This is a genomic window from Delftia acidovorans SPH-1 (assembly GCF_000018665.1).
Classification (GTDB): Bacteria; Pseudomonadota; Gammaproteobacteria; order Burkholderiales; family Burkholderiaceae_C; genus Comamonas; species Comamonas acidovorans.
Map to the genome: position 1 here is coordinate 2,739,588 of NC_010002.1, position 21,722 is coordinate 2,761,309.

The following is a 21,722-nucleotide window of genomic DNA, read 5'->3' on the forward strand; positions in this document are numbered from 1 at the left end:
CGCGCCTGGTTCTGCGCCGCCGCGTGAACCGGAGTTTCTGAAATCCTCTCAAACGCAACGCACCACACCGCATGGACCATCGCAGCACCGCTCCCATCCGCATCGCCATCGTCGGCCACGGCAACCTGGGCCGTGGCGTGGAGGCGGCCATTGCCCGCAACCCCGACATGGCGCTGGCCGGCATCTACACCCGCCGTGATCCGGCCCGGCTGCGTCCGCTGCAGCCCGGCACGCCCGTGCACGGCATGGACAGCCTGCTGGCCCATCGCGCCGGCATCGACGTGCTGGTGCTGTGCGGCGGCTCCAAGGACGACCTGCCGCAGCAGTCTCCCGCGCTGGCCGCGCATTTCAGCCTGGTGGACAGCTTCGACACCCATGCGCGCATTCCCGAGCATTTCGACCGGGTGGATGCCGCCGCCCGCGCAGCCGGCACCACGGCGCTGATCTCGGCGGGATGGGACCCGGGCATGTTCTCCCTGCAACGCCTCATGGGCGAGGCCCTGCTGCCCGATGGCGCCACCTACACCTTCTGGGGCAAGGGCCTGAGCCAGGGGCACTCGGACGCCATCCGCCGCATTCCCGGTGTGGCCGGCGGTGTGCAGTACACCATTCCCGTGGACGAGGCCGTGCAGCGCGTGCGCAGCGGCGTGCGGCCCGAGCTGTCTGCGCGCGAGCGCCACCGGCGCGAGTGCTTTGTGGTGCTGGAGCAGGGGGCCAATGCCGATGGCGTGCGCCAGGCCATCACCGGAATGCCGCATTACTTTGACGAATACGACACCACGGTGCATTTCATCAGCGCCGAGGAACTTGCCCGTGACCATGCGGCCATGCCGCATGGCGGATTCGTCATCCGCAGCGGCCGCAGCTCGCAGGGGCTGCACCACTCCATCGAATACCGCCTGCAACTGGACAGCAATCCGGAATTCACGGCCAGCGTGCTCGTGGCCTATGCGCGCGCCGTGCACAGGCTGCAGCAGTCGGGGCAGACGGGCTGCAAGACCGTGTTTGACGTGGCGCCCGGCCTGCTGTCGCCCAGGAGTGCGGCCGAGCTGCGCGCCGAACTTCTCTAGCCTAGCCTTGGCCCACGCGGGCCGCGTCTTCCAGCCGGTCCACATCACGCAGCGGCTTGAACAGGGTCATCCAGCTGCCGACCACGCCCAGCGTGCACAGGCTGCCCACCACGGCAGCCGGCACGGCGCCCAGCCAGGCTGCGCTGGTGCCGGCGCGGAACTCGCCCAGTTCGTTGGACGAGCCGATGAACAGCATGTTCACCGCGTTCACGCGCCCGCGCATGGAGTCGGGCGTGGAAAACTGCACCAGGGCCGAGCGGATGTAGACACTCACCATGTCGGCCGCGCCGGCCAGCATCAGAGCGGCTATGGACAGCCAGAACCAGTGCGACAGCGCAAACACCAGGTTGGCCACGCCGAAGATGGCCACGGCGGCGAACATCACGCGGCCCACATGGCGCTGGATGGGACGGGCCGACAGCCACAGGCCCATGGCCACCTCGCCCACGGTCATGGACGAGCGCAGCAGGCCCAGGCCTTCGGGGCCGACCTTGAGCACCTCGTGCGCATACACGGGCAGCAGGGCCACCACGCCGCCCAGCAGCACGGCGAACAGGTCCAGCGAAATCGTGCCCAGGATGATGGGGCGCGTGCGGATGAAATGGATGCCTTCGCCAAAGCGCTGCCACAGCGAGCCGCCCGCCGGCGCCATGGCCCCGGCAAAGCGCACGGGCACCGTGCCCAGCAGCAGCACGGCCAGCACCAGGGAGACGCCGCAGACCGCATAGGTCAGTACGGCGCCTCCCCAGGCGTAGAGCACTCCGCCCAGCACAGGCGCCGCAATGGCGGCCGTGCGCATCAGCATGCTGTTGGTGGCCAGCGCCTGGGCCAGCTGCTCGCGCGGCACGATCTGCGGCAGCAGGCTTTGCAGGGCCGGCCCCGTGAAGGCGCGGCTGCAGCCGAACAGCACCAGCACGGCATAGATCCAGTGCACATCGTGCGCGGCCGCGCCCTCGTGCCAGGACAGCCACAGCAGCAGCAGGGAGCACAGGGCAGCCACGGTCCAGCTGCCCGACAGCAGGCGCTTGCGGCTCATGCGGTCGCTGAGGTCGCCGGCCGGAATCAGCAGCGCCAGCATGGGCAGGAACTGGGCCAGTCCCACGTAGGCCAGGGACATGGGGTCGCGCGTCAGGTCATACACCTGCCAGGCCACGACCACCGCCTGCATCTGCTGGGCGAACATGGACAGCATGCGCGCCATGACGAAGGGGACGAAGGCGCTGCTGCGCAGGCCGGCAGCAGGGCTGTCGGCCGATGAGGGGGGAAGCGGGGAGGAGGGCAAGATCGGATATCCGTGGAGGAGCACGCGCAGTATCTGCGAAATGCCGGCGCCTTGCTGGCCGTTGTGCCCGCTCCACCCTGCCGACGAAGGCATGCGGTCTGCTCCCACAAACACCCGCGGCGCGGCGCGAGAATATGCCATCACGGGTCATGCCAGAACCCCGCATCAGAGGAGCAACACACCATGTCCATGTTGTCCATGCAATACGCCGGCACCTTGATCGGGCGCGAGGCGGTCATCGACTTCCCCGACAGCAAGGCTGATGTGCGGTACACGCCGCAAGGCCAGATGGTCTGGCATGTGGTCGATTCCCTGGGCCATGTATCCGATGGCTGCGAACGGCTCAGCTACCTGCAGGTCAGCGACAGCCTGCACTTTCTCAACTGGATCGAGAAAACGGGCTTCACCGTCAGCCAGGTCATCGACACGGCCCAGGGCACGGTGCAGGCCTTCTGGTCGTTTGCCGACCCGGCCAGCGAGGGCGGGCACCGCTCGTCCATGTTCGTCGAAGGCCGTTTCCGCTTCCGTTGAGGCGCCCGCCTGCACGGCGCAGCCCCGCCGCGTGAAACATTGCGGCATCTGCGCGATCTGCCTGTTTTTTCAGCGCCTGCGGCAAACCCATGGCTGGCGCGGCAATGCAGGGTTGTCCCGAAGCTTGTCCACAGGCAGGCCCACAGTCGCTGGGCATAACCGTCACGCTGCGGTCATTTTCGTCATGCTGCGGAAAAGTTCCTGGAATGTGGGTGTGCACTATCGTTGAATCCCAGCATCGGCGGGTTCATGGAATTCCGGTTCATTGCCTGAGGCGAGGCCGGCCGCGCGCAGCTCGAGGTTTGCCGCCGTGAAACATCCCTTCCGCCCAATCCCGTCCGCAGGGCCCCGGCTATGCTGACTGCATGACTTGGCTGTTTCTTGCATTGCATCTGCTGCTCATTGCAGGCTTTGGCCTGCGCATCCTGCTGCGCGACGATGTGCGGCCCGACGTGCGCATGGGCTGGCTCACCGTCATCGTGCTGCTCCCCTATGCGAGCTGCGCGCTGTACTACCTGTTTGGCGAGGTGACGCTGCGCCGCCGAGGCCGGGCCCGATACCGCAAGGTGCAGGACTTTGCGCCCGGCGCCCCGGTCACGGGCAGCGGCGTGCCGGTGGCGGGCATCGCGCCGCAATGGCAGGCGGCCTTTGGCTATGCGGCGTCCATCAACCGCTTTCCCGTACAGCCGGGCCACGCCGCGCAGCTCATGGCCGATGGTGCCCAGGCCCGCGCCCGCATGCTGGCCGACATGGAGGCCGCCCGGCACGAGATCAACGTGCTCTACTACATCTGGCTGGCCGATGACACGGGAACGGCCGTGGCCCAGGCGCTGGTGCGCGCGGCCCGGCGTGGCGTGGTCTGCCGCGCCATGGTGGACGGGCTGGGCTCGCGCGCGCTGCTGCGCTCCGACCTCTGGCAGCAGATGGCGCAGGCCGGCGTGCAACTGGCCGTGGCCCTGCCGGCCAGCCACCCGTTCAGGGTGATGTTCACCAGCCGGCTGGACCTGCGCAACCACCGCAAGATCACCGTGATCGATGGGGCCATCACATACTGCGGCAGCCAGAACTGCGCGGACGAGGCCTTCGCCGTCAAGGCCCGCTACGCGCCCTGGGTCGATATCATGCTGCGCCTGCAAGGCCCGGTGGTGGCGCAGATGCAGCAGGTCTTTGCCAGCGACTGGGCGCAGGCGCGCAGCGCAGGCCATGGACTGTCCATGCCTCTGGCCGCCCAACCCGAAGCGGGGCCGGCCGACATGCCCGCCGAAGGCTTTGCCGCCGTCGTCATTGCCGAAGGCCCGGCCGAGCGGCCGCGCTCCACCTCGCAGCTGGTGTCCACCCTGCTGGCCAGTGCGCGGCGCGAAGTGGTGATCTCCACGCCCTATTTCATCCCCGATGCCACGGTGCTGGAGGCCCTGTGCGCCGCCGCCTGGCGCGGCGTGCAGGTCACGCTCATCCTGCCGGCGCGCAACGATTCCTGGATCGTGGGCGCGGCCAGCCGCAGCACCTACCGCTACCTGCTGCGGGCCGGCGTCATCCTCCATGAATTCCGCCCCGGCCTGCTGCATGCCAAGACCCTGTGCGTGGACGGGCAGGTGGCCCTCGTGGGCTCCACCAACCTGGACCTGCGCAGCTTCGACCTGAACTTCGAGAACAACGTGCTGCTGCAGGACGAGGCCGTGACCCGCGCCATCCGCCAGCGCCAGGGCGACTACATCCGCCAGTCCGACCGCATCACCGCCGCCCAGGTCCACGCCTGGCCCTGGGGCCGCCGCATCTGGAACAACCTGCTGGCTATGCTGAGCCCGGTGCTGTGAGCCTGCAAAGAAAAAGGCCTGCGCAATGCAGGCCTTCAGGGCTGTTGGGAGGCAGGCGCGCTCAGCGGCCCACGCGCTCGCTCTCGACCACCATGTCCAGCACATAGGCATAGGCCGATGCGTCGGCGGGCACGTTCTGGCGCTTGTAGCGCTGGATGCGCAGCACGTTGCGGATGCCGGGTTCGTGCTTGTAGCCCTCGATCTCGCTGTAGAAGTTCTCCCACTCGCCGGTGGAGGTCTTCACGCCGTTGTCGCCGTAGCGGATCTCGCGCACGCGCAGGCACTGGAAGTCCTTGATCAGCGGGTGATTGCAGGCCGTGCGCTGGGGTGCCACTTCCAGGAAGATGCGCTCGCCGGCGCTGCCGTACTGGGTCTGGGCCGTGGGCGAGCCGTCGAACTGCCAGCGCGTGCCGTCGATGAAGGTGAGCGTCAGGCGCGCAGGCTGATTGCCTTCGCCCAGTTGCACGGACCATTGCTTGGCCGTGGGCAGGATGCGGGCCACCTTTTGCTCCAGCGCCATCAGTTGGTCGTCATCGCAGGCCATCAGCGTGCTGGCGGCGCGTTGGGTGGCGATGCGGTTGCCTTCGGTGCGGTAGCCCGTGGTCACCACGTTGCACAGGTTCTTGACGGCCAGGCGCTGGTCGGCGAATTCCAGTTGCAGGGGCCGCTTGCGCGAGGCGGCGGTCAGGAACCAGCTCTGGTCCTCGGTGCCCTGGGGCGTGAAGGCCTGGCGAAGATTCCAGTGGTAGGCGGTCAGCGATTGGGCATCACCGGGTGGGCCGGCAGGGGCCGACGCCTGGGTCTTGGCGCCTTCTTCGGCATTGCCACCCTTGTCGATATGGCTGCAGGCGCCGAGCCCCATGGTGACGATCACGGGCAGGCACCAGGTCCAGCTTGGCTTCATGTTGAGTTCCTTGGTTGATGGGTACGGAGACAGGCTCAGGCGCGGCGGGCTGGTGGCAGCCCTGGCGCGGCATGTGCCGCGCCGGCCCTGGCCGAACCGGGGCACCATAACGCAGATGCGCGGCGGCGCCTGTCAGAACGGGGCGCTATTCACATTCCTTTGCATCTATTTGATGCAGGCGGAAAAAACGGATTGCTGCAAAGTTGCCGGCCGATGCGTTGCGCTCAGGTGAGAATAGGCGGCCAGCCGCCATGCCATCCGCAGGCTGCGGCGCCGGAGCAAGGAGCAGGTTCGTGTATCGACGTTGGAGTGCAGCAAACAGGGTGCGTGGCATGCGCTACGCGGGAGCTTTGGCCATCATTGCAATGCTTGCGGGCTGCGGCTCGACCATTCCCCAGCATGTGCCCGTGCAGGAGAGCTTCGGCTCCACCGAGACCTTCTCGCGCATGTTCGACGCCTCGCCGGCCCAGACCTGCGAGGCCGCGCGCCGCGCGCTGCTGAGCCAGGGCTACATCGCCATGGCGCGCACGCCCGAACTCATAGAGGGCAACAAGAGCTTCCAGCCCGATCCCGAACTGAACCTGCAGATGAACATCCGAGTGGTCTGCGTGCCCGAGACGGCCGATGGCCAGGTCAGCATCGGCTTTGTCACGGCGCTGCAGGACCGCTATACCTTGAAGAAGAGCGCCAACTCGGCCAGCCTGGGCGTGGGCGCGCTGGGGTCGGTGTCGCTGCCGTTCTCCTCGGGCAGCGACTCCATGGTCAAGGTGGGCAGCGAGACCATTGCCAAGAGCGGTTTCTACGACAGCTTCTTCGAGCTGGTGTCGCGCTACCTGGCGCAGGACCGCGAGTCCATCGCCGTGCCCACGCCCGTGGCGCCGCAGAACACCATTCCCTCGGCCAACCACTGACGCCGGCGGGCGCCGGCCCGGTTCACGCCGCCAGGAACAGCGCCGGGTCCACCATGGTGCGGTTGAGCATCACGCCCCAGTGCAGGTGCGGGCCGGTGACACGGCCCGTGGCGCCGACCTTGCAGAAGGCATCTCCCGTGTCCAGCTGATCGCCCAGCTTGCACTGCACGCTGCTCAGATGGCAGTACATGCTCAGCAGGCCGCCGCCGTGGTCCAGCCACACGGTGCCGCCGTTGAAGAAATAGTCGCCCACATCCACCACCTTGCCCGGCAGCGGCGCGACGACGTTGGTGCCCGTGGCCGCCGCGATGTCCATGCCGCTGTGCGGATTGCGCGGCTGGCCGTTGAACACGCGGCGCAGGCCGAAGCTGCTGCTGCGGCGGCCCGGAACGGGCTGGCGCATGCGCAGGTCGCCAGGGCGTGCGGGAGGCTCGGTGAACAGCGCCATGATGGCCTGCTGGTGGGCGCGTTCACGCTGGTATCGGGCATCGTCCTCGGGTGACAGGTCCACGGTCTTGGGCGAGACCTTCAGGCGCTGCTCGGTGTATTTCTTGTCGCGCACTTCGTAGGGCAGGGTGCGCGGTGCGCCTTCGCCCTTCACCGTCACGCCATGCGTGCCGGGCGCCACCGACAGCGCAATGCCGACCACGGCCGTCCATTCGATCATGTCGCCCACCACCAGCACGGGCACGTCGCCGACCAGCACCTGGGGCCGCTGGGCCGCTGGCCCCAGCGACAGGCGGGCCACGCCACCGGGCACGCGGCTGTCATGCGGCCAGGGGGATTCCCCGGAGGCCGCAGCGGTCCAGGCCGGGACCATGAGGCCCGCACCTGAGGCGCACAGGGATTGCACAAACAGTCGGCGGGAGCGGGAATTCGTCGTCGGTATCTGCATGGGAGACGCGGGGGCTGTGGTCGAGCGCCCCATTGTCCGCCATGCCGGCGCGCCAGCTTGCCGTCGCCTCAACGCCATGACACTCCAAAGCGCTTGCGCGCCGCTCAACGGTCCCGGCGCTCGTCGCGCCCGCCGCGTCGCTCCTGTGGGCGGGCCGCGTTGGCCATGCGCTGCTGTTGCTGGCGTTGCTCCTGCTGCGCGCGGGCCTGCTGCTGCTGGGCACGCGCCTGTGCCTGGGCCTGCTGTGCTTGCTGGGCCTGCATGCGTTGCTGCTGGGCAGCCTCGAACTGCTGCTGTCTTTGCTGCTGCGCCTGCCGCTCCTGCATCTGGGCCTGTCTTTGCGCCTGCTGCTGGGCCTGCATCTGCTCCTGTGCGCGTGCCTGCTGCTGTTGTTGCTGCTGCTGCTGCATTTGTTGCTGCATTTGCTGCTGGCGCGCCTGGTCCTGGGAGCGCTGCTGCAAGGCCTGGCGATCGCGCTCGGCCTGTTGCCGGGCCTGGGCTTGCGCCTGAACCTGGGCCTGGTCACGCGCCTGATCCCGCATCTGCGCCTGGGCCTGCATCTGGGCCTGGCGCTGCTGTTGCTGGCGCGCCTGTTCCTCGCCGCGAAGGCGGGCGGCCTGCGTCTCCATTTGCTGCTGTTGCTGCTGGCGCTGGCGCGCTGCATCGGCCATGGAGCGGTCGCGGTCCTGCCTGTCCAGGCTGTTCTGCCTGTCCTGTGGCCTCATGCCCTGCTGCGTGGCTGCGGAAGACCAGGAAGGCACGCGGGAGTCGCGGCCCCTGTCACCCTGCATGGCTGCCGCAGGCAGTGCTGGCGCGGGTCGCTGCGCGGCGCCCGGTGGGGATGAGGGGGCCGATTGCGCAGCCTGAGGGGACTGAGGCCACTTGCCGAACTGGCCCGGCTGCGAGGCCGGCACCGGGTTCATCCGGGGCTGCAGCGAGGCCTGGGGCCGGTCATCGGGCCTGAGGCCCGGGCGTCCGCGATCTGCGCCATCGTGCCGGGCAAAGCCCTGGGCGCCGCCGGGCGGCACCACGCCTTCGGCGGACGGGGGCGGGCCGCCTTGCGGCGGCCTCAGGCCCAGGCGTTGGGGCATGCCGGAGTGCGCTGCTGCGGCGGCGCCGGCCATGCCTGCGGCACCGGCCAGGGCCGCAGCGGCCATGCCGCCTGAACGTGGGTCACCAGAACGAGGATCACCGGAGCGCGGGTCGCCCGGGCGAGGATCACCGCCCTGCTGCGGGAAGTCAGGGCGGCGCGGCTCGAAGTGCGGGTTGTTCGCGATGTTGGTGACGTTGCCAACGTTGTTGATGCGCGTGTTGTGGATGTTCTGCACCACCGTGGTCGAGCGCGAGACGTAGGTGTTGTTGTTGTAGATCACGGCCGGGCGGCGCGATGGCGGTGGCGGCGGTTCGTTGCGGTGCCAGCGGTAGCCGGGCTCGCCCCAGCGCATGCCCCAGGAGTTCCAGCCCCAGGGGCGGCGGTCCACGGACTCGGCCAGGATCACGCCTGCGCCGAAGCCGATCAGCCCCGCCACCACGGGCGCGGCCGAACTGCCCACGTATACGGGTTGCGGCGCCACGATGGGGCGGTATCCGCCGTACATCGGCACGGGCTCGCCATAGACCACGCCCGGGTCGTACTGCGGCACATAGACGGTGTCAGGCTGGGCAGGTGCGATCTCGATGAACTGCGGCGGCGTGTCGATCACCGGCACGGGCAGCATGGACGACAGCGGCTCGCCCACGGCCTGCGGTGCGGGCTGGGGCACGGGGGGCGGGGCATCGGCCGTGGCCACGGCCACCTTGAGCCGGCTGGAGTCCTTGAGCGTGCCGGCCTTGTAGGCGCGCTGGCGCATCACCTGGATGGCGTTCATCACATCGGCCGGATCGTTGTAGTAGGCCTTGCCCAGGGCCGTGGTCCAGGGAACGTTGGATGACAGCTGTGCCAGCACATTGGGAAACTGCGTCAGCGACTTGACCGAAGGGTCCCAGTCCTGGCTGTTGACGGCGTTTTGCAGTTCCTCGGGCTTGAGGCCGGGGTTCTGTCCCATCCACACCTCGGCGGCGCCGACCTGGTCGGGATAGGTGGAGGCAGCCAGCACCTGGGCCACGAGCTTGTCGGGGTACAGCGCAATGGGCGCCACCATCTGGTAGAGCGTCTCGGCCGAAGGCGGCACATAGGCCACGGGCGTGGCGACGGGCTGGGCGCTTTCGGTGGGCAGCGGCGCGCTGGCGGCCTGCGGGGGCTTGTCCTGGGATTCGTTGCAGGCGCTCAGCGCCAGGGCGGAGGCCAGGCCCAGCACGCTCAGGCGCAGGGCACCGGCGTGGGAAGTTGAGCGGGCCGTGGTGCGTGCTGTGGGCACGGCGGGTTGCAGCATTGCGTTCTCCTGGGCAGGAACGCCTTGCGCGCCGAAGCGGCAAGGCACATGTCATTTGAACGCCAAAGTGCGTGCTGCGTTGACACCGGCGTGTCAGCCGATGCCCCTAGTCCGCGCAACTTCTGTGACGCGGTGTTTACCCAGGCTGAATCAGGCCGCGCTCAAGCCGCGATCAGGCGGGCCTGGTAGCTCTCGGCCCCCTTGGACCAGGCCAGCAGGCGGTCGATGTTGGGGTGCTTGCCGGGGAAGGCGATGGCGTCCTGCGTGTGCTCGGCATACCACTCCAGGCCCAGCTCGGCGGCGGCCGGCGTGATGCTGCCGCCGTACAGCGCGGCCAGCGCGTGGTACACGGCCAGCGAGCCGGTCTGGCCGGGCTTGTTCTCGATGGTGGCCACGACCTGGCCCTGGGCATCGGCCAGCTGCAGCGCGGCGAGGTGGGTGACGGTGGGCAGTTGCTGAAGGCGTGCGGAGAAGTTCATGCTGAAAGGCAAATCAAAGGGAAAAGGGAGAAAGGGACGGGTCAACCGGCGCCGGGCGTTCTGGTGTTTCAGTGGCTGAGTGGTTCAGTGGTCAGGCCTTGAAGGCAATCCAGGCACACCAGAACAGGCTGGAGAAAAAGCGCTTGGGCTGCACGAAACCGGCCTGGGCCAGCATCTGCTCCACCGCCTCTTCCGAGGCCGGTGGAACCGCGCCCTGCCGGATTTTGCCGAGTTTCGCATGGACAGCGGCCTCGTCCACGCCCGCCATGCGCCAGCGCATGGCCCAGGCTTCAAGGAACAGCGGCTCGCTGTCATAGCGGTGGCGATTGCAGGCCAGGATGAAGGGCGCCCCCGGCGCCAGCCGCGCTGACAGGGCCTGCAGCAGCTGCAGCTTGTCTGCGTCGTCAGGGACGTGGTGCAGCACGCCGATCAGCGTGGCCGCGTCGAACACCGTGCCGGCCGGCAGGTCCTGCACGGCGCAGGCAGCGGCCTGCACCTGGGCCGACAGCCCCGCCGCGGCGATGCGGTCCATGGTCTGGTCCAGCATGGGGTCCGAGGGGTCGGCAGCCGTGAATTTCCACTGCGGCCTGAGCCGCGCCGTGGCCAGGATCTCCTGGCCCGTGCCGCCGGCGCCGCCAATCAGCACGGACTTCGGGTCGGCATCCAGGCTGGCGGCCAGCAGGCAGGCGGCCAGCTCGTGGCAGGCGTCGTAGCCGGCCAGTGCGATGCGGCTTTGCGTTTCGTACTCGGCCGCGCGGGAGGTGTCGAACTTGGCGGCGGAAGCCGCCTGTGGCAAGGCTTGGTTCATGGCCTGGCATTGTGCTGAGGCCACGGTCCCCGCAAAAGCGCCGATGTGCGATGGCCCACCCCTGCAAAGCAGGATGGTGGGCCATCTTCGGGGAGGAGCGGTGCAGGTGCCCGTCAGCGAGCCATGCGCCTACTTGCCCCAGGAGTCCTTGAGACCCGTTGCGCGGTTGAACACGGGCTTGCCCGGTGTGTGGTCCTTGCGGTCGGCCACGAAGTAGCCGAAGCGCTCGAACTGGAACTTTTCGTCAGGCTGCGCGTTGGCCAGCGAAGGCTCCACATAGGCGGTCACCACCTTGAGGCTGTCCGGGTTGAGCAGCGTCAGGAAGTCCTTGCCGCCCGCATCGGGCTGCGGGTCGGTGAACAGGCGGTCGTACAGGCGCACCTCGGCCTGCACGCCGTCGGCCACGCCCACCCAGGTGATGGCGGCCTTGACCTTGACGCTGTCCGCACCCGGCGTGCCGCTCTTGGTGTCGGGCACCACGGTGGCCAGCACCTTGGTGACGTTGCCCTCGGCATCCTTCTCGCAGCCCGTGCACTCGATCACGTAGCCGCCCTTCAGGCGCACCTTGTTGCCCGGGAACAGGCGCTTGTAGCCCTTGGGCGGCACTTCGGCGAAGTCCTCGCGCTCGATCCACACCTCGCGGCCCAGCGTGAAGCGGCGCACCGGCACCTGCTGGCCTTCGGCGGCGTGGGGCAGGGCGGGCAGCTCGCAGGCTTCCAGGTGCTCGGCGCTGCCGAAGACCTCGGCCCAGTTGGTCAGCTCCAGCTTGAGCGGGTCCAGGGCCACCATGCCGCGATGGGCCTGGTTCTCCAGGTCCTCGCGCAGGCAGCCTTCCAGCGTGGAGTAGTCGATCCAGGCGTAGTCCTTGGTCACGCCGATGCGCTCGCAGAAGGCCTGGATGCTCTGGGGCGTGTAGCCACGGCGGCGCAGGCCGACGATGGTGGGCATGCGCGGATCGTCCCAGCCGCTGACGATGCCGTTGTCCACCAGATGCTTGAGCTTGCGCTTGCTGGTGATCACATAGGTCAGGTGCAGGCGCGAGAACTCGTACTGGCGCGGCTGCGGCGCGGCGATCAGGCCGCCTTCGCGCAGATGGTCCAGCAGCCAGTCGTAGAACGGGCGCTGGTCCTCGAACTCCAGCGTGCAGATGCTGTGGGTGATGTGCTCCAGCGCGTCCTCGATGGGATGGGCGAAGGTGTACATCGGGTAGATGCACCACTGGTTGCCGGTGTTGTGATGCTCGGCATGGCGCACGCGGTAGATGGCGGGATCGCGCAGGTTGATGTTGGGCGATGCCATGTCGATCTTTGCGCGCAGCACGGCAGCGCCATCGGGCAGCTTGCCGTCGCGCATTTCGCGAAAGCGCGCCAGGTTCTCGGCCACGGTGCGGCTGCGGAACGGGCTGTCCACGCCGGGGCGTGAGAAATCGCCGCGGTTGGCCTTCATGTCGTCGGCGCTTTGCTCGTCCACGTAGGCCAGGCCCTGCTCGATCAGGTACTCGGCCGCGCGGTACATGAAGTCGAAGTAGTTGCTGGCGAAGTACAGGTTCTCGTGGCCGTCGGCTTCCTTCCAGCCGAAGCCCAGCCAATGGACGGCATCGATGATGCTGTCCACGTACTCCTGGTCTTCCTTCTCGGGATTGGTGTCGTCGAAACGCAGGTGGCAGGCACCTTCGTAGTCGCGCGCCAGGCCGAAGTTCAGGCAGATGGCCTTGGCGTGGCCCACGTGCAGGTAGCCATTGGGCTCGGGCGGGAAGCGTGTGCGGATCTTCGCCACGTCCACCTGGCCCTGGTTGTGGTGGTCGCCATCACCGGGGCTTCCACCCCAGCGGCGCTGGGCGTGGGTACCGTTGGCCAGGTCGGCCTCGATGATTTGGCGCAAAAAGTTACTCGGTTTGACCGGATCTTTGGAGATGGGGGAGGCGTCAGCAGAGCTCATCGCAGCATTGTAGGCGCCCGCCTGCAGACCCGCTCCGGACGGCTTTCGGACAGCCGCGCCAGCCAAGGGTTGAGGCATTTGGAAACAAAATTGTAGAAAAGCCTGCCATCCGTAGACCCCTCTCGCGCGTTGAGAATGCAGGGCGTATGCCGTCCCCCTGTGCCAAAGTGCGGGAAGGCGGCACCAGCGGCAATGCCTGCCACGCCTGTCCAACTTCGAGGAGAGACACCATGACAACGACAGCTTCCCCGTGGGTTGCAAAAGCAGCAGCAGCCGGCCTGGCCCTGGCCGCCCTCATGGCTTCGGGCGCCGCCCAGGCCCGTGGCGATGTGCAATGGTCCATCAGCCTGAATTCGCCGGGCATGTATGGCCCGCCCGTCTATGTCGCGCCTGCCCCCGTCTATGTGGCACCACCCCAGCCCATCTACTACGCTCCCCCGCCGCCGGTCTACTACGCGCCGCGCGCCGTCTACCGTGCTCCGCCCGTCGTGGTCGTTCCCGGCTACGGATACGGCTATGGCGGCGGCTATCGGGGTGGATACCGGGGTGAATACCGCCATGGCCATGGCTACGGGCATGGCCACTGGCGCCGTTGATCTGAGCGGAGCCGCGCTGAACCGACTCTTGCCGCCCCTTGGGGCGGCTTTTTCCGTGGTGCCTGCGCCAGGACCGGGCCGGGGATGGCCCGCATAATCCAGCCCGTTGGAAACCTGGAGTGTCCCCGCCGTGAAAACCGTCTATGTCCTCAATGGCCCGAACCTGAACCTGCTGGGCCTGCGTGAACCCGCCATCTATGGCTCCCAGACCCTGGCCGATGTGCGTGCGCTGTGCGAAGCCGCCTGCGCGCGCTACGGGCTGGGGCTGGAGTTTCGCCAGAGCAACCATGAAGGCGAACTGGTGGACTGGGTCCACGAAGCCGGCCGTGTGCACGCCGAAGGCCGCCTGGCCGGCCTGATCTTCAACGCCGCCGCCTACACCCACACCAGCGTGGCCCTGCTGGATGCCGTCAAGGGCACGGGCGTGCCGCTGGTGGAGCTGCACATCAGCAACGTGCATGCGCGCGAGAGCTTCCGCCACCACTCCTACCTGTCGGCCGCCGCGCGCGCCGTGATGTGCGGCTTTGGCGTGGCCGGCTACGGCCTGGCCATTGACGCCGTGGCCCAGTGGTGAATACGCCCGCCGCCATTGAGCGCCTGCGCGCCCAGGCGCGGCGCCTGACCACGCCGCTGTCTGCCGCGCAGCCCGAAGACGGCCACATGGTCTGGCATGTCTGGGGCGAGGTACGCGCGGGCGAGCTGCCCGTCGTCATGCTGCACGGCGGCAGCGGCAGCTGGACGCACTGGCTGCGCTGCATGGACGCGCTGCTGGCCCAGGGGCGCCAGCTGTGGATACCCGACCTGCCCGGCTTCGGCGATTCCGACGGCGTGCCGGGCGGCCAGGATGCCGACACCCTGGTCGAGCCGCTGCGCCAGGGCCTGCGGCAACTGCTGGCCGATGGCGGTGCGCCCGCCGCCCCGCTGTGTGATCTGGTCGGCTTCTCTTTTGGCGGCATGACGGCCGGCATGTTGGCCGCCGCCGACGGCACGCTGGCCCGGCGCCTGGTGCTGGCCGGGGCGCCCGGCATGGGCGTGGGCAAGGGCCTGGCCGTGCGGCTCAAGGGCTGGCGCCACCTGGCCACGCCCGAGGCGCAGGCCGTGGCCCACCGCTACAACCTGCAGGCGCTGATGCTGCATGACGCCAGCCTCATCGACGAGGACACGTTGGCCCTGCATGTGCTCAACGTCGAGCGTGACCGCCTTCCGCGCCGCCGCCTCTCGCACACCGACGTGCTGGCGCGTGCCCTGCAGGCCGTGGACGGCCCCGTATGGGCCATCTATGGCGAGCACGACGCGCTCTACCCGGGCCCGATGATGCAGGAGCTGGCCCAGGCCTTTGCACGCCATGCGCGCGACTTCCGCGGCCTGGCGCTGGTGCCCGGCGCGGGCCACTGGGTCATGCATGAGCGTCCCGATGCCTTTGTGGCGGCATTGACCGCTGCGCTGGATTCCTGAGCGCATGCGGCCCATCGAGCTGCACGAGGTGCAGTGGACCGCCACGCGCGCCCAGGGCGCGGGCGGCCAGAACGTGAACAAGGTCTCCAGCGCCGTGCACCTGCGCTTTGACGTGCGCGCCTCGCGCCTGCCCGAGGCCGTGCAGCAGCGCCTGCTGGCCCTGCGCGACGGCCGCATCACCAACGAGGGCGTGGTCGTCATCAAGGCCCAGCAACACCGCACGCAGGAGCAGAACCTGCGCGCCGCGCTGCAGCGGCTCAACGTGCTGGTGGCCGCCGCCTATCCCGAGCCCATCCTGCGCCGCGCCACCCGGCCCACGCTGGGGTCGCAGCGGCGCCGCCTGGAAAGCAAGAGCCGGCACGGCGCCACCAAGGCCCTGCGCGGGCGCCCGCGCGACGATTGATCCGGATTGACCCGGCCAGCGCAACAATGTGTGCTGCCGCTGGCGGCTTGGCGCGGCACCCGGGCGTCCCTACATTAGGGGAATGCAAGACTCCCACGCTCCCCACTCTCCCCGGCTTTCCTCCGCCGCCGGTGCCCGGCTGCCCGTGCTCTATGTCTCCCACGGCTCGCCCATGTTCGCGCTGGAGCCGGGTGAAACCGGCCCTGTGCTCGCGCAATGGGGCAGGGCGCTGCGCCAGGCCCACGGCCCGCTGCGCGGCGTGGTCGTCATGTCGCCGCACTGGATGTCGCACGGCGTGGAAGTCATGACAGGCGCCACGCCCACCACCTGGCATGACTTCGGCGGCTTTCCGCCCGCGCTCTACCAACTGCAGTACCCGGCCCCCGGCGCGCCCCAGCTGGCGCAGGAAGTCATGGACCGCCTGCAGGCCGCAGGCATTGCCTCCACCGCCAACGCGCAGCGGCCCTTCGACCACGGCGCCTGGGTGCCGCTGATGCATTTGCTGCCGGATGCCGACCTGCCCGTGGTGCAGCTGTCCCTGCCCGCCTCGGCCGGGCCGGCCGAAACCCATGCGCTGGGCGCGGCCCTGGCGGGGCTGCGCGATGAGGGCGTGCTCATCGTCGGCTCCGGCAGCATGACGCACAACCTGGGCGAATTCCGGGGCGGCACGGGCGAGGCCACGGTGCGGGTGGACGACGCCGTCCAGGCCCTGCGCAGCCAGGATGGCCTGCAGGACGACCATGCCGTCGGCGGCTCCAGCGCCTCCTCGCCCTACGTGCAGGATTTCAGCCGCTGGATCGAATCGCGCCTGCAGGCGCAGGACCTGCCCGCGCTGCTGGACTACCGCGCCCGCGCGCCTTCGGCCCGGCGCGCCCATCCCAGCGAGGAGCACTTCATGCCGCTGTACTTCGCGCTGGGCGCGGCTGGCGCCATGGCGCGGCCACGGTATCTGAGCCGCGAAGTCATGTATTCCATCCTGGCCATGGATGCGATGGCCTTCGAGGACGCGCAGGCGGCATAACCTCCTGCTGCCGCGGACTTGGCGAGGCGCCACAATGGCGCGTTGCCCGGGACCACCCCGGTCCTGGAAATCGCTAAAAAACCAAGGAGTCCGTGATGATCGACCTGCCTCTGTTGGCGCTGGAGCGCCCCGCACAACCCGCACCGGGGCAGCAGCCCTGGCTGCTGGTGCTCATGCATGGCGTTGGCAGCAATGAGCAGGATCTGTTCGGCCTCGCATCGTTCGTGCCGCCGCAGTTCCACGTGCTCAGCCTGCGCGCTCCGTTTTCCATGGGTCCCTCAGCCCATGCCTGGTTCCAGTTCACGGTGGACGCCAACGGCACGCGCCACATCCACGCATCGCAGGAAGAGCACAGCCGCGCCCTGGTGGCCCAGACCGTGCAGCAGGCCGGAGCGCGGCTGGACATCCCTGCCCAGCGAACCGTGGCGGGCGGCTTCAGCCAGGGCGGCATCATGGCGCTCAGCCTGCTGCTGACCCAGCCCGCACTGCTGCGCGCCGCCATGTGCTGGCACAGCCGTCTGCTGCCCGAGGCCTTGCCGCACCAGGCGCCTGACGCGGCCTTTGACGGCAAGTCGCTCTGGGTCAGCCACGGCACCTACGACAACGTCATTCCGCTGACCAGCGCCCACGCCATTCGCAGCCACGTGCAGCGCCTGCCGCTGCAACTGAGCTACCACGAATACCCGAGCATGCATGAGATCCGCCCCGACGAGCTGCAGGCCGCCATGGCCTGGCTCCAGGATCTGGGCAAGCAGGGCTGAGACGGTCGGGTAAGCCGGGTAACGCGTTGTTGCCGGGCGCGCACGATGGCCTGCGCAGAGAGCGAGGCGGCTTATAAACACAAGGCAGGGGCCGGTGTCAGCAAAGCCGGGGAACCCTGGTTGTGCTTTGCTGTCGCACGTCCTGCGGCAACTGAGCTGCCAGCCCCCTGCCCAAGCCAAAGGACCCATCCATGCCAGAACGCGATCCCCAAGACTTCCGCCCCCGCGCCAGATCCTCCGGCCCATCGGCTTTCGGCATCGCCGCAGCGGTGCTGGCGGCTGCCGCCCTGGGGGGCGCGGCCTGGTGGTACTGGTGGCGTCCCGCCGCCGTGCCCGAGGCGCCGCCGGAAGTGGCGCAGGCGCCCGCCCAGTCCACCCAGCCCTCCGAACCTGAACCCGTCCCCGCGCCCGAGCTGACCGAGCCCCAGAACCCTGTCGATGCGCTGGAGCAACCCGCCTCCGGCCTGCCCGCGCTGCAGGACTCCGACGCCCATGTCACCCAGGCCCTCAACGGCCTGCTGGGCCGTGACAAGGCAGGCAGCTTTCTGCAGATGGACGGCTTTGTGCGCCGCGCCGTGGCCACCGTGGACAACCTGACCCGCTCCCAGGCCCCTGCACGGCTTTGGCCCGTGCACCCGGCGCCGCAGCGTTTCACGGTGGAGGGCTCGGCAGAGGCTGGTGAGGCGCAGGCCATCGCCCCCGCCAACGCCGCACGCTACAAGGCGTTTGTGACCTTTGTCGAGTCCATTCCCATGGACGGGGCCGTCAAGCTCTATGCCCGGCTGTACCCCCTGTTCCAGACCGCCTATGAAGACCTGGGCTATCCCAGCCGCTATTTCAACGATCGTCTCATTGCCGTCATAGACCACCTGCGCGCCGCGCCCGAGCCCGCCGGCCCGGTACAGGTACGGCTGACCAAGGTGGAGGGCGAGGTGCCCTCCATCCAGCCCTGGGTGCGCTACGAATACGCCGACCCTGAGCTGCAGGCCCTGTCCAGCGGCCAGAAGATGCTGGTGCGCGTGGGCCTGGACAACGAGCGCCGCCTCAAGGCCGTGCTGGGCGAGCTGCGCCGCCGCATTGCCACCGGCGAGATGGCCAAGCCTGCGGGCTGAGTCGGGATTCGGATCAACCCGCCGCAGGCAGGGGCAGGGCGGTTTTGTACCGCACCTGCTTGAGCGTGAAGCTGGAGCGGATCTTCTCTATGCCGGGAATGGGCGTGAGCTGCTCCACGATGAAGCGCTCCAGCGCGCCGATGTCGGCCAGCGCCACGCGGATCAGGTAGTCGGCGTCGCCGCTCATCAGGTAGCACTCCATGACCTCGTCGTGCTCGGCAATGCGGCGCTCGAAGTCGGCCAGCGATTCCTTGGCCTGCGACTTGAGGCTGATGTTGATGAACACATTCAGCCCCAGCCCCAGCGCCGACGCATTGGCCAGCGCCACATAGCGCGCGATCACGCCGGCCTTCTCCAGTGCCTTGACGCGCGCCAGGCATGGCGAGGGCGACAGATGCACGCGCCGCGCCAGCTCCACGTTGGACAGCGAGCCGTCCGTTTGCAACTCGGCCAGAATGCGCAAGTCGATGGTGTCCAGTTTCATGTGCCGGATTTTATGTAGATACCGGCATGAAATGCTGGAATATGGCGTTTTCCTTATCCATGAACGGCTGCTCATGCCGGCCTGCCAGTCCTAAAGTGGCGGACATGAACGCACCCACGCCACTGGCCGCGCTGGCCGATATCGATACCGATCCCCAGGAAACCGCCGAATGGCGCGAGGCCTTTCTGGCCCTGGTCGCCACAGAAGGTCCGCAGCGAGCGCGCTTCGTGCTGGCAGAGCTGGCGCGCATGGCGCGCGAGCAGCGCCTGGGCTGGCAGCCCGACCTGAACACGCCCTATGTGAACAGCGTGGCGGCGCAGCAGCAGCCGGTGTTTCCGGGCGACCTGGCCATCGAGGAGCGGCTGGCGTCCATCATGCGCTGGAACGCGCTGGCCATGGTGGTGCGCGCCAACCAGGCCTATGGCGAGCTGGGCGGCCATATTGCCAGCTATGCCAGCGCGGCCGACCTGTTCGAGACCGGGTTCAATCATTTCTTCCATGCCCGGGAGGGACTTGAGCCGGGCCAGCACCGGGGCGACCTGGTGTTCTTCCAGCCGCACAGCGCGCCCGGCGTGTATGCGCGGGCCTTCCTGGAAGGGCGGCTGACCGAGCAGGACCTGCAGCACTACCGCCAGGAGATCAGCGCGCCGGCTGCAGGCGCGCAAGGCCTGTCCAGCTATCCCCATCCCTGGCTGATGCCCGATTTCTGGCAGTTCCCCACGGGCTCCATGGGCATTGGCCCCATCAGCAGCATCTACCACGCGCGCTTCATGCGCTATCTCACGCACCGCCGCCTGCTGGACTGCCAGGAACGCAAGGTCTGGGGCGTGTTCGGCGACGGCGAGATGGACGAACCCGAAAGCATGAGCGCTCTCACGCTGGCCGCGCGCGAGGGGCTGGACAACCTGGTCTGGGTGGTCAACTGCAATCTGCAGCGGCTGGACGGCCCGGTGCGCGGCAACGGCCGCATCGTCGATGAGCTGGAGCGGCTGTTTGCCGGCGCGGGCTGGAACGTGGTCAAGCTGCTGTGGGGCAGCGACTGGGACGGGTTGTTTGCGCGCGACCTCACCGGCACCCTGGCACGCACGCTGGGCGGCACGGTGGACGGGCAGATGCAGACCTTCGCCGCCAATGACGGACGCTACAACCGCGAGCATTTCTTCGGACAGAACCCCGAGCTTGCCGCCCTGGCCCAGGGCCTGACGGACGAGCAGATCGACCGCTTGAAGCGCGGCGGCCATGACCTGGTGAAGATCCATGCGGCCTATGCAGCGGCTGCCGCCCATCGCGGCCAGCCCACGGTGATCCTTGCCCATACCAAGAAGGGCTACGGCATGGGCTCGGCCGGGCAGGGCAAGATGACCACGCACAGCCAGAAGAAGCTGGACGAGTCCGACCTGATCGAGTTCCGCAACCGCTTCAACCTGCCGCTCAGTGACGAGCAGGCCAAGGGCCTGGCCTTCCATAAACCTGCCGATGACAGCGCCGAGATGCAGTACCTGCGCGATCGCCGCACGGCCCTGGGCGGCGCACTGCCGCGCCGTGAAACCGTGTGCGACCGCGTGCCCGTGCCCGCCCTTGAGCAGTACGCGCAGTTCGCGCTGGCGCCTGCCGGCAAGGAGATGAGCACCACCATGGCCTTTGTGCGCATGCTGGGCGGCCTGCTCAAGGACGCGCAGCTGGGGCCGCGCATCGTGCCCATCGTGGCGGACGAGGCGCGCACCTTCGGCATGGCCAACCTTTTCAAGCAGGTGGGCATCTACAGCAGCCTGGGCCAGCGCTATGCGCCCGAAGACATCGGCTCGGTGCTGTCCTACCGCGAGGCGCTGGACGGCCAGATCCTGGAGGAGGGCATCAGCGAGGCCGGCGCCATCGCCAGCTGGACGGCGGCAGCCACCAGCTACAGCGTGCACGGCCTGGCCATGCTGCCGTTCTACATCTACTACTCCATGTTCGGCTTCCAGCGCGTGGGCGACGCCATCTGGGCGGCGGCCGACCAGCGGGCGCGCGGCTTTCTGCTGGGCGCCACCTCGGGCCGCACCACGCTGGGCGGAGAAGGCCTGCAGCACCAGGACGGCTCCAGCCATCTGGTGGCGGCCACCATTCCCAACTGCAAGGCCTGGGACCCCGCGCATGCGGGCGAGCTGGCCGTGATCCTGGACGCCGGCATGCGCGAGATGCTGGTGGAGCAGCGCGACGTTTTCTACTACATCACCCTGATGAACGAGAACTACGCCCAGCCTGACCTGCCACAGGGCGCGGCCGAAGGCGTGCTGCGCGGCGGCTATGTGTTCGGCCGCTTTGGCGATGCGGGCCATGCCACGCAGCATGTCACCTTGCTGGGATCGGGCGCCATCCTCACCGAAGTGCTCAAGGCCGCCGAGCAATTGGCCAGCGAGGGCATGGCGGCCACCGTGGTCAGCGTGACCAGCTGGAGCGAACTGGCGCGCGATGGCGTGGCCTGCGAGCAGCGCATGCTGGCAGGTGAGGCACCTGGCCAGCCCTGGATCGCCCAACTGCTGGACGGCACGCAGGGCCCGGTGATTGCTGCCACCGACTATGTGCGCGCTGTGCCCGAGACCGTGCGCGCCTTCCTGCCCGCAGGCAGGCGATTCCTCACCCTGGGCACGGACGGCTTTGGCCGAAGTGACACGCGTGCCGCTTTGCGCGGCCACTTTGGCGTGGACGCGCACAGCGTGGCGCAGGCGGCGCGCCGCTGCAGCCAGGCGGCCTGAGCCCGGCGGGCGAGCCGCCACCCCATACACTGACGGATACACCGACGGTGAAATCAGCGGCCCCTTGCGGGCCGCTTTTTCGTGCGCACCCGAGAAGGCTGCGCGCGCTTTTTCCCTGCATTGATTAAGCCCGCGTTAAATGCGCTATTGG

20 protein-coding genes are annotated in these 21,722 nt (G+C 68.5%); 12 read left to right on the top strand and 8 right to left on the bottom strand.

Features of this window, described 5'->3' with window-relative positions; all coding sequences use genetic code 11:
• Positions 1 to 71 precede the first annotated feature (71 nt).
• Positions 72 to 1,070 (top strand): diaminopimelate dehydrogenase, encoded by a 999-nt coding sequence (locus tag DACI_RS12395; RefSeq protein WP_012204398.1) that lies wholly within the window; start codon positions 72 to 74, stop codon positions 1,068 to 1,070.
• A 1-nt stretch (position 1,071) separates the two neighbouring features.
• Here the strand turns inward: DACI_RS12395 and DACI_RS12400 are convergent, their stop codons facing one another.
• Complete coding sequence (locus tag DACI_RS12400; protein ID WP_012204399.1) at positions 1,072 to 2,445, bottom strand: MFS transporter; 1,374 nt, start codon at positions 2,443 to 2,445, stop codon at positions 1,072 to 1,074.
• A gap of 90 nt (positions 2,446 to 2,535) precedes the next feature.
• Here DACI_RS12400 and DACI_RS12405 point away from each other — a divergent pair, with 90 nt between their 5' ends.
• The gene (locus DACI_RS12405) at positions 2,536 to 2,883 is read left to right on the top strand and encodes a MoaF-related domain-containing protein (protein WP_012204400.1); all 348 of its coding nucleotides are present in this window, start codon (positions 2,536 to 2,538) and stop codon (positions 2,881 to 2,883) included.
• 365 nt (positions 2,884 to 3,248) lie between these two features.
• Positions 3,249 to 4,697, top strand: coding sequence for a cardiolipin synthase (cls, locus tag DACI_RS12410; protein ID WP_012204401.1), 1,449 nt, complete (start codon positions 3,249 to 3,251; stop codon positions 4,695 to 4,697).
• Between the two features lie 61 nt (positions 4,698 to 4,758).
• Here the strand turns inward: cls and DACI_RS12415 are convergent, their stop codons facing one another.
• Positions 4,759 to 5,601 carry an META and DUF4377 domain-containing protein gene (locus DACI_RS12415; protein ID WP_012204402.1) on the bottom strand — a complete coding sequence of 281 codons (843 nt, stop codon included), beginning with the start codon at positions 5,599 to 5,601 and terminating at the stop codon, positions 4,759 to 4,761.
• Between the two features lie 332 nt (positions 5,602 to 5,933).
• Between DACI_RS12415 and DACI_RS12420 the strand changes: the two genes are divergently transcribed.
• Positions 5,934 to 6,512, top strand: a complete 579-nt coding sequence (locus tag DACI_RS12420) for a DUF2242 domain-containing protein (RefSeq protein WP_012204403.1) — start codon at positions 5,934 to 5,936, stop codon at positions 6,510 to 6,512.
• Between the two features lie 22 nt (positions 6,513 to 6,534).
• On the opposite strand, the gene DACI_RS12425 is transcribed toward DACI_RS12420, so the two are convergent.
• The 5 genes from DACI_RS12425 to DACI_RS12445 form a co-directional block, all read right to left on the bottom strand.
• A complete protein-coding gene (locus DACI_RS12425) occupies positions 6,535 to 7,407 on the bottom strand; it encodes a peptidoglycan DD-metalloendopeptidase family protein (protein ID WP_043781342.1) in 873 nt (290 codons plus the stop codon).
• Between the two features lie 104 nt (positions 7,408 to 7,511).
• The gene (locus tag DACI_RS12430) at positions 7,512 to 9,779 is read right to left on the bottom strand and encodes a DUF3300 domain-containing protein (protein WP_012204405.1); all 2,268 of its coding nucleotides are present in this window, start codon (positions 9,777 to 9,779) and stop codon (positions 7,512 to 7,514) included.
• A gap of 161 nt (positions 9,780 to 9,940) precedes the next feature.
• Complete coding sequence (locus DACI_RS12435) at positions 9,941 to 10,258, bottom strand: DUF2322 family protein (RefSeq protein ID WP_013803391.1); 318 nt, start codon at positions 10,256 to 10,258, stop codon at positions 9,941 to 9,943.
• 91 nt (positions 10,259 to 10,349) lie between these two features.
• A complete protein-coding gene (locus DACI_RS12440; RefSeq protein WP_012204407.1) occupies positions 10,350 to 11,066 on the bottom strand; it encodes a class I SAM-dependent methyltransferase in 717 nt (238 codons plus the stop codon).
• A gap of 129 nt (positions 11,067 to 11,195) precedes the next feature.
• Entirely contained in the window at positions 11,196 to 13,004 is a 1,809-nt protein-coding gene (locus DACI_RS12445) for a glutamine--tRNA ligase/YqeY domain fusion protein (protein ID WP_043781349.1), read from the bottom strand.
• A 230-nt stretch (positions 13,005 to 13,234) separates the two neighbouring features.
• Here DACI_RS12445 and DACI_RS12450 point away from each other — a divergent pair, with 230 nt between their 5' ends.
• The 7 genes from DACI_RS12450 to DACI_RS12480 all read left to right on the top strand — a co-directional run bounded on the left by DACI_RS12450 (position 13,235) and on the right by DACI_RS12480 (position 18,352).
• Positions 13,235 to 13,600: a hypothetical protein gene (locus DACI_RS12450; protein WP_012204409.1), complete on the top strand. Its 366-nt coding sequence runs from the start codon at positions 13,235 to 13,237 to the stop codon at positions 13,598 to 13,600.
• 130 nt (positions 13,601 to 13,730) lie between these two features.
• Positions 13,731 to 14,174: a type II 3-dehydroquinate dehydratase gene (aroQ, locus tag DACI_RS12455; RefSeq protein WP_012204410.1), complete on the top strand. Its 444-nt coding sequence runs from the start codon at positions 13,731 to 13,733 to the stop codon at positions 14,172 to 14,174.
• Entirely contained in the window at positions 14,171 to 15,055 is an 885-nt protein-coding gene (locus tag DACI_RS12460) for an alpha/beta fold hydrolase (protein WP_043783347.1), read from the top strand. The genes aroQ and DACI_RS12460 overlap by 4 nt, the downstream gene beginning before the upstream one ends.
• A 4-nt stretch (positions 15,056 to 15,059) precedes the next feature.
• Positions 15,060 to 15,458, top strand: coding sequence for an alternative ribosome rescue aminoacyl-tRNA hydrolase ArfB (gene arfB, locus DACI_RS12465; RefSeq protein ID WP_012204412.1), 399 nt, complete (start codon positions 15,060 to 15,062; stop codon positions 15,456 to 15,458).
• An 82-nt stretch (positions 15,459 to 15,540) separates the two neighbouring features.
• Complete coding sequence (locus DACI_RS12470; protein ID WP_012204413.1) at positions 15,541 to 16,479, top strand: dioxygenase family protein; 939 nt, start codon at positions 15,541 to 15,543, stop codon at positions 16,477 to 16,479.
• A gap of 95 nt (positions 16,480 to 16,574) precedes the next feature.
• Positions 16,575 to 17,240, top strand: a complete 666-nt coding sequence (locus tag DACI_RS12475) for an alpha/beta hydrolase (protein WP_012204414.1) — start codon at positions 16,575 to 16,577, stop codon at positions 17,238 to 17,240.
• Positions 17,241 to 17,431: 191 nt separating this feature from the next.
• Entirely contained in the window at positions 17,432 to 18,352 is a 921-nt protein-coding gene (locus DACI_RS12480) for a DUF3014 domain-containing protein (RefSeq protein WP_012204415.1), read from the top strand.
• A 13-nt stretch (positions 18,353 to 18,365) separates the two neighbouring features.
• On the opposite strand, the gene DACI_RS12485 is transcribed toward DACI_RS12480, so the two are convergent.
• The gene (locus tag DACI_RS12485; protein WP_012204416.1) at positions 18,366 to 18,836 is read right to left on the bottom strand and encodes an Lrp/AsnC family transcriptional regulator; all 471 of its coding nucleotides are present in this window, start codon (positions 18,834 to 18,836) and stop codon (positions 18,366 to 18,368) included.
• A 104-nt stretch (positions 18,837 to 18,940) separates the two neighbouring features.
• On the opposite strand from DACI_RS12485, the gene mdeB reads away from it, so the two are divergent.
• Positions 18,941 to 21,571, top strand: a complete 2,631-nt coding sequence (mdeB, locus tag DACI_RS12490) for an alpha-ketoglutarate dehydrogenase (protein ID WP_043783348.1) — start codon at positions 18,941 to 18,943, stop codon at positions 21,569 to 21,571.
• Positions 21,572 to 21,722: the final 151 nt, after the last annotated feature.

What these genes read in the sequence shown, in the direction of transcription:
- DACI_RS12415 (WP_012204402.1), bottom strand. Translation starts at nt 5,601, where the DNA reads ATGAAGCCAAGCTGGACCTGGTGCCTGCCCGTGATCGTCACCATGGGG.
- DACI_RS12405 (WP_012204400.1), top strand. Translation starts at nt 2,536, where the DNA reads ATGTCCATGTTGTCCATGCAATACGCCGGCACCTTGATCGGGCGCGAG.
- DACI_RS12485 (WP_012204416.1), bottom strand. Translation starts at nt 18,836, where the DNA reads ATGAAACTGGACACCATCGACTTGCGCATTCTGGCCGAGTTGCAAACG.
- DACI_RS12445 (WP_043781349.1), bottom strand. Translation starts at nt 13,004, where the DNA reads ATGAGCTCTGCTGACGCCTCCCCCATCTCCAAAGATCCGGTCAAACCG.
- DACI_RS12435 (WP_013803391.1), bottom strand. Translation starts at nt 10,258, where the DNA reads ATGAACTTCTCCGCACGCCTTCAGCAACTGCCCACCGTCACCCACCTC.
- DACI_RS12475 (WP_012204414.1), top strand. Translation starts at nt 16,575, where the DNA reads ATGATCGACCTGCCTCTGTTGGCGCTGGAGCGCCCCGCACAACCCGCA.
- DACI_RS12480 (WP_012204415.1), top strand. Translation starts at nt 17,432, where the DNA reads ATGCCAGAACGCGATCCCCAAGACTTCCGCCCCCGCGCCAGATCCTCC.
- DACI_RS12420 (WP_012204403.1), top strand. Translation starts at nt 5,934, where the DNA reads ATGCGCTACGCGGGAGCTTTGGCCATCATTGCAATGCTTGCGGGCTGC.
- DACI_RS12430 (WP_012204405.1), bottom strand. Translation starts at nt 9,779, where the DNA reads ATGCTGCAACCCGCCGTGCCCACAGCACGCACCACGGCCCGCTCAACT.
- DACI_RS12470 (WP_012204413.1), top strand. Translation starts at nt 15,541, where the DNA reads ATGCAAGACTCCCACGCTCCCCACTCTCCCCGGCTTTCCTCCGCCGCC.
- DACI_RS12440 (WP_012204407.1), bottom strand. Translation starts at nt 11,066, where the DNA reads ATGAACCAAGCCTTGCCACAGGCGGCTTCCGCCGCCAAGTTCGACACC.
- DACI_RS12400 (WP_012204399.1), bottom strand. Translation starts at nt 2,445, where the DNA reads ATGCCTTCGTCGGCAGGGTGGAGCGGGCACAACGGCCAGCAAGGCGCC.
- arfB (WP_012204412.1), top strand. Translation starts at nt 15,060, where the DNA reads ATGCGGCCCATCGAGCTGCACGAGGTGCAGTGGACCGCCACGCGCGCC.
- DACI_RS12425 (WP_043781342.1), bottom strand. Translation starts at nt 7,407, where the DNA reads ATGCAGATACCGACGACGAATTCCCGCTCCCGCCGACTGTTTGTGCAA.
- mdeB (WP_043783348.1), top strand. Translation starts at nt 18,941, where the DNA reads ATGAACGCACCCACGCCACTGGCCGCGCTGGCCGATATCGATACCGAT.
- DACI_RS12395 (WP_012204398.1), top strand. Translation starts at nt 72, where the DNA reads ATGGACCATCGCAGCACCGCTCCCATCCGCATCGCCATCGTCGGCCAC.
- cls (WP_012204401.1), top strand. Translation starts at nt 3,249, where the DNA reads ATGACTTGGCTGTTTCTTGCATTGCATCTGCTGCTCATTGCAGGCTTT.
- DACI_RS12450 (WP_012204409.1), top strand. Translation starts at nt 13,235, where the DNA reads ATGACAACGACAGCTTCCCCGTGGGTTGCAAAAGCAGCAGCAGCCGGC.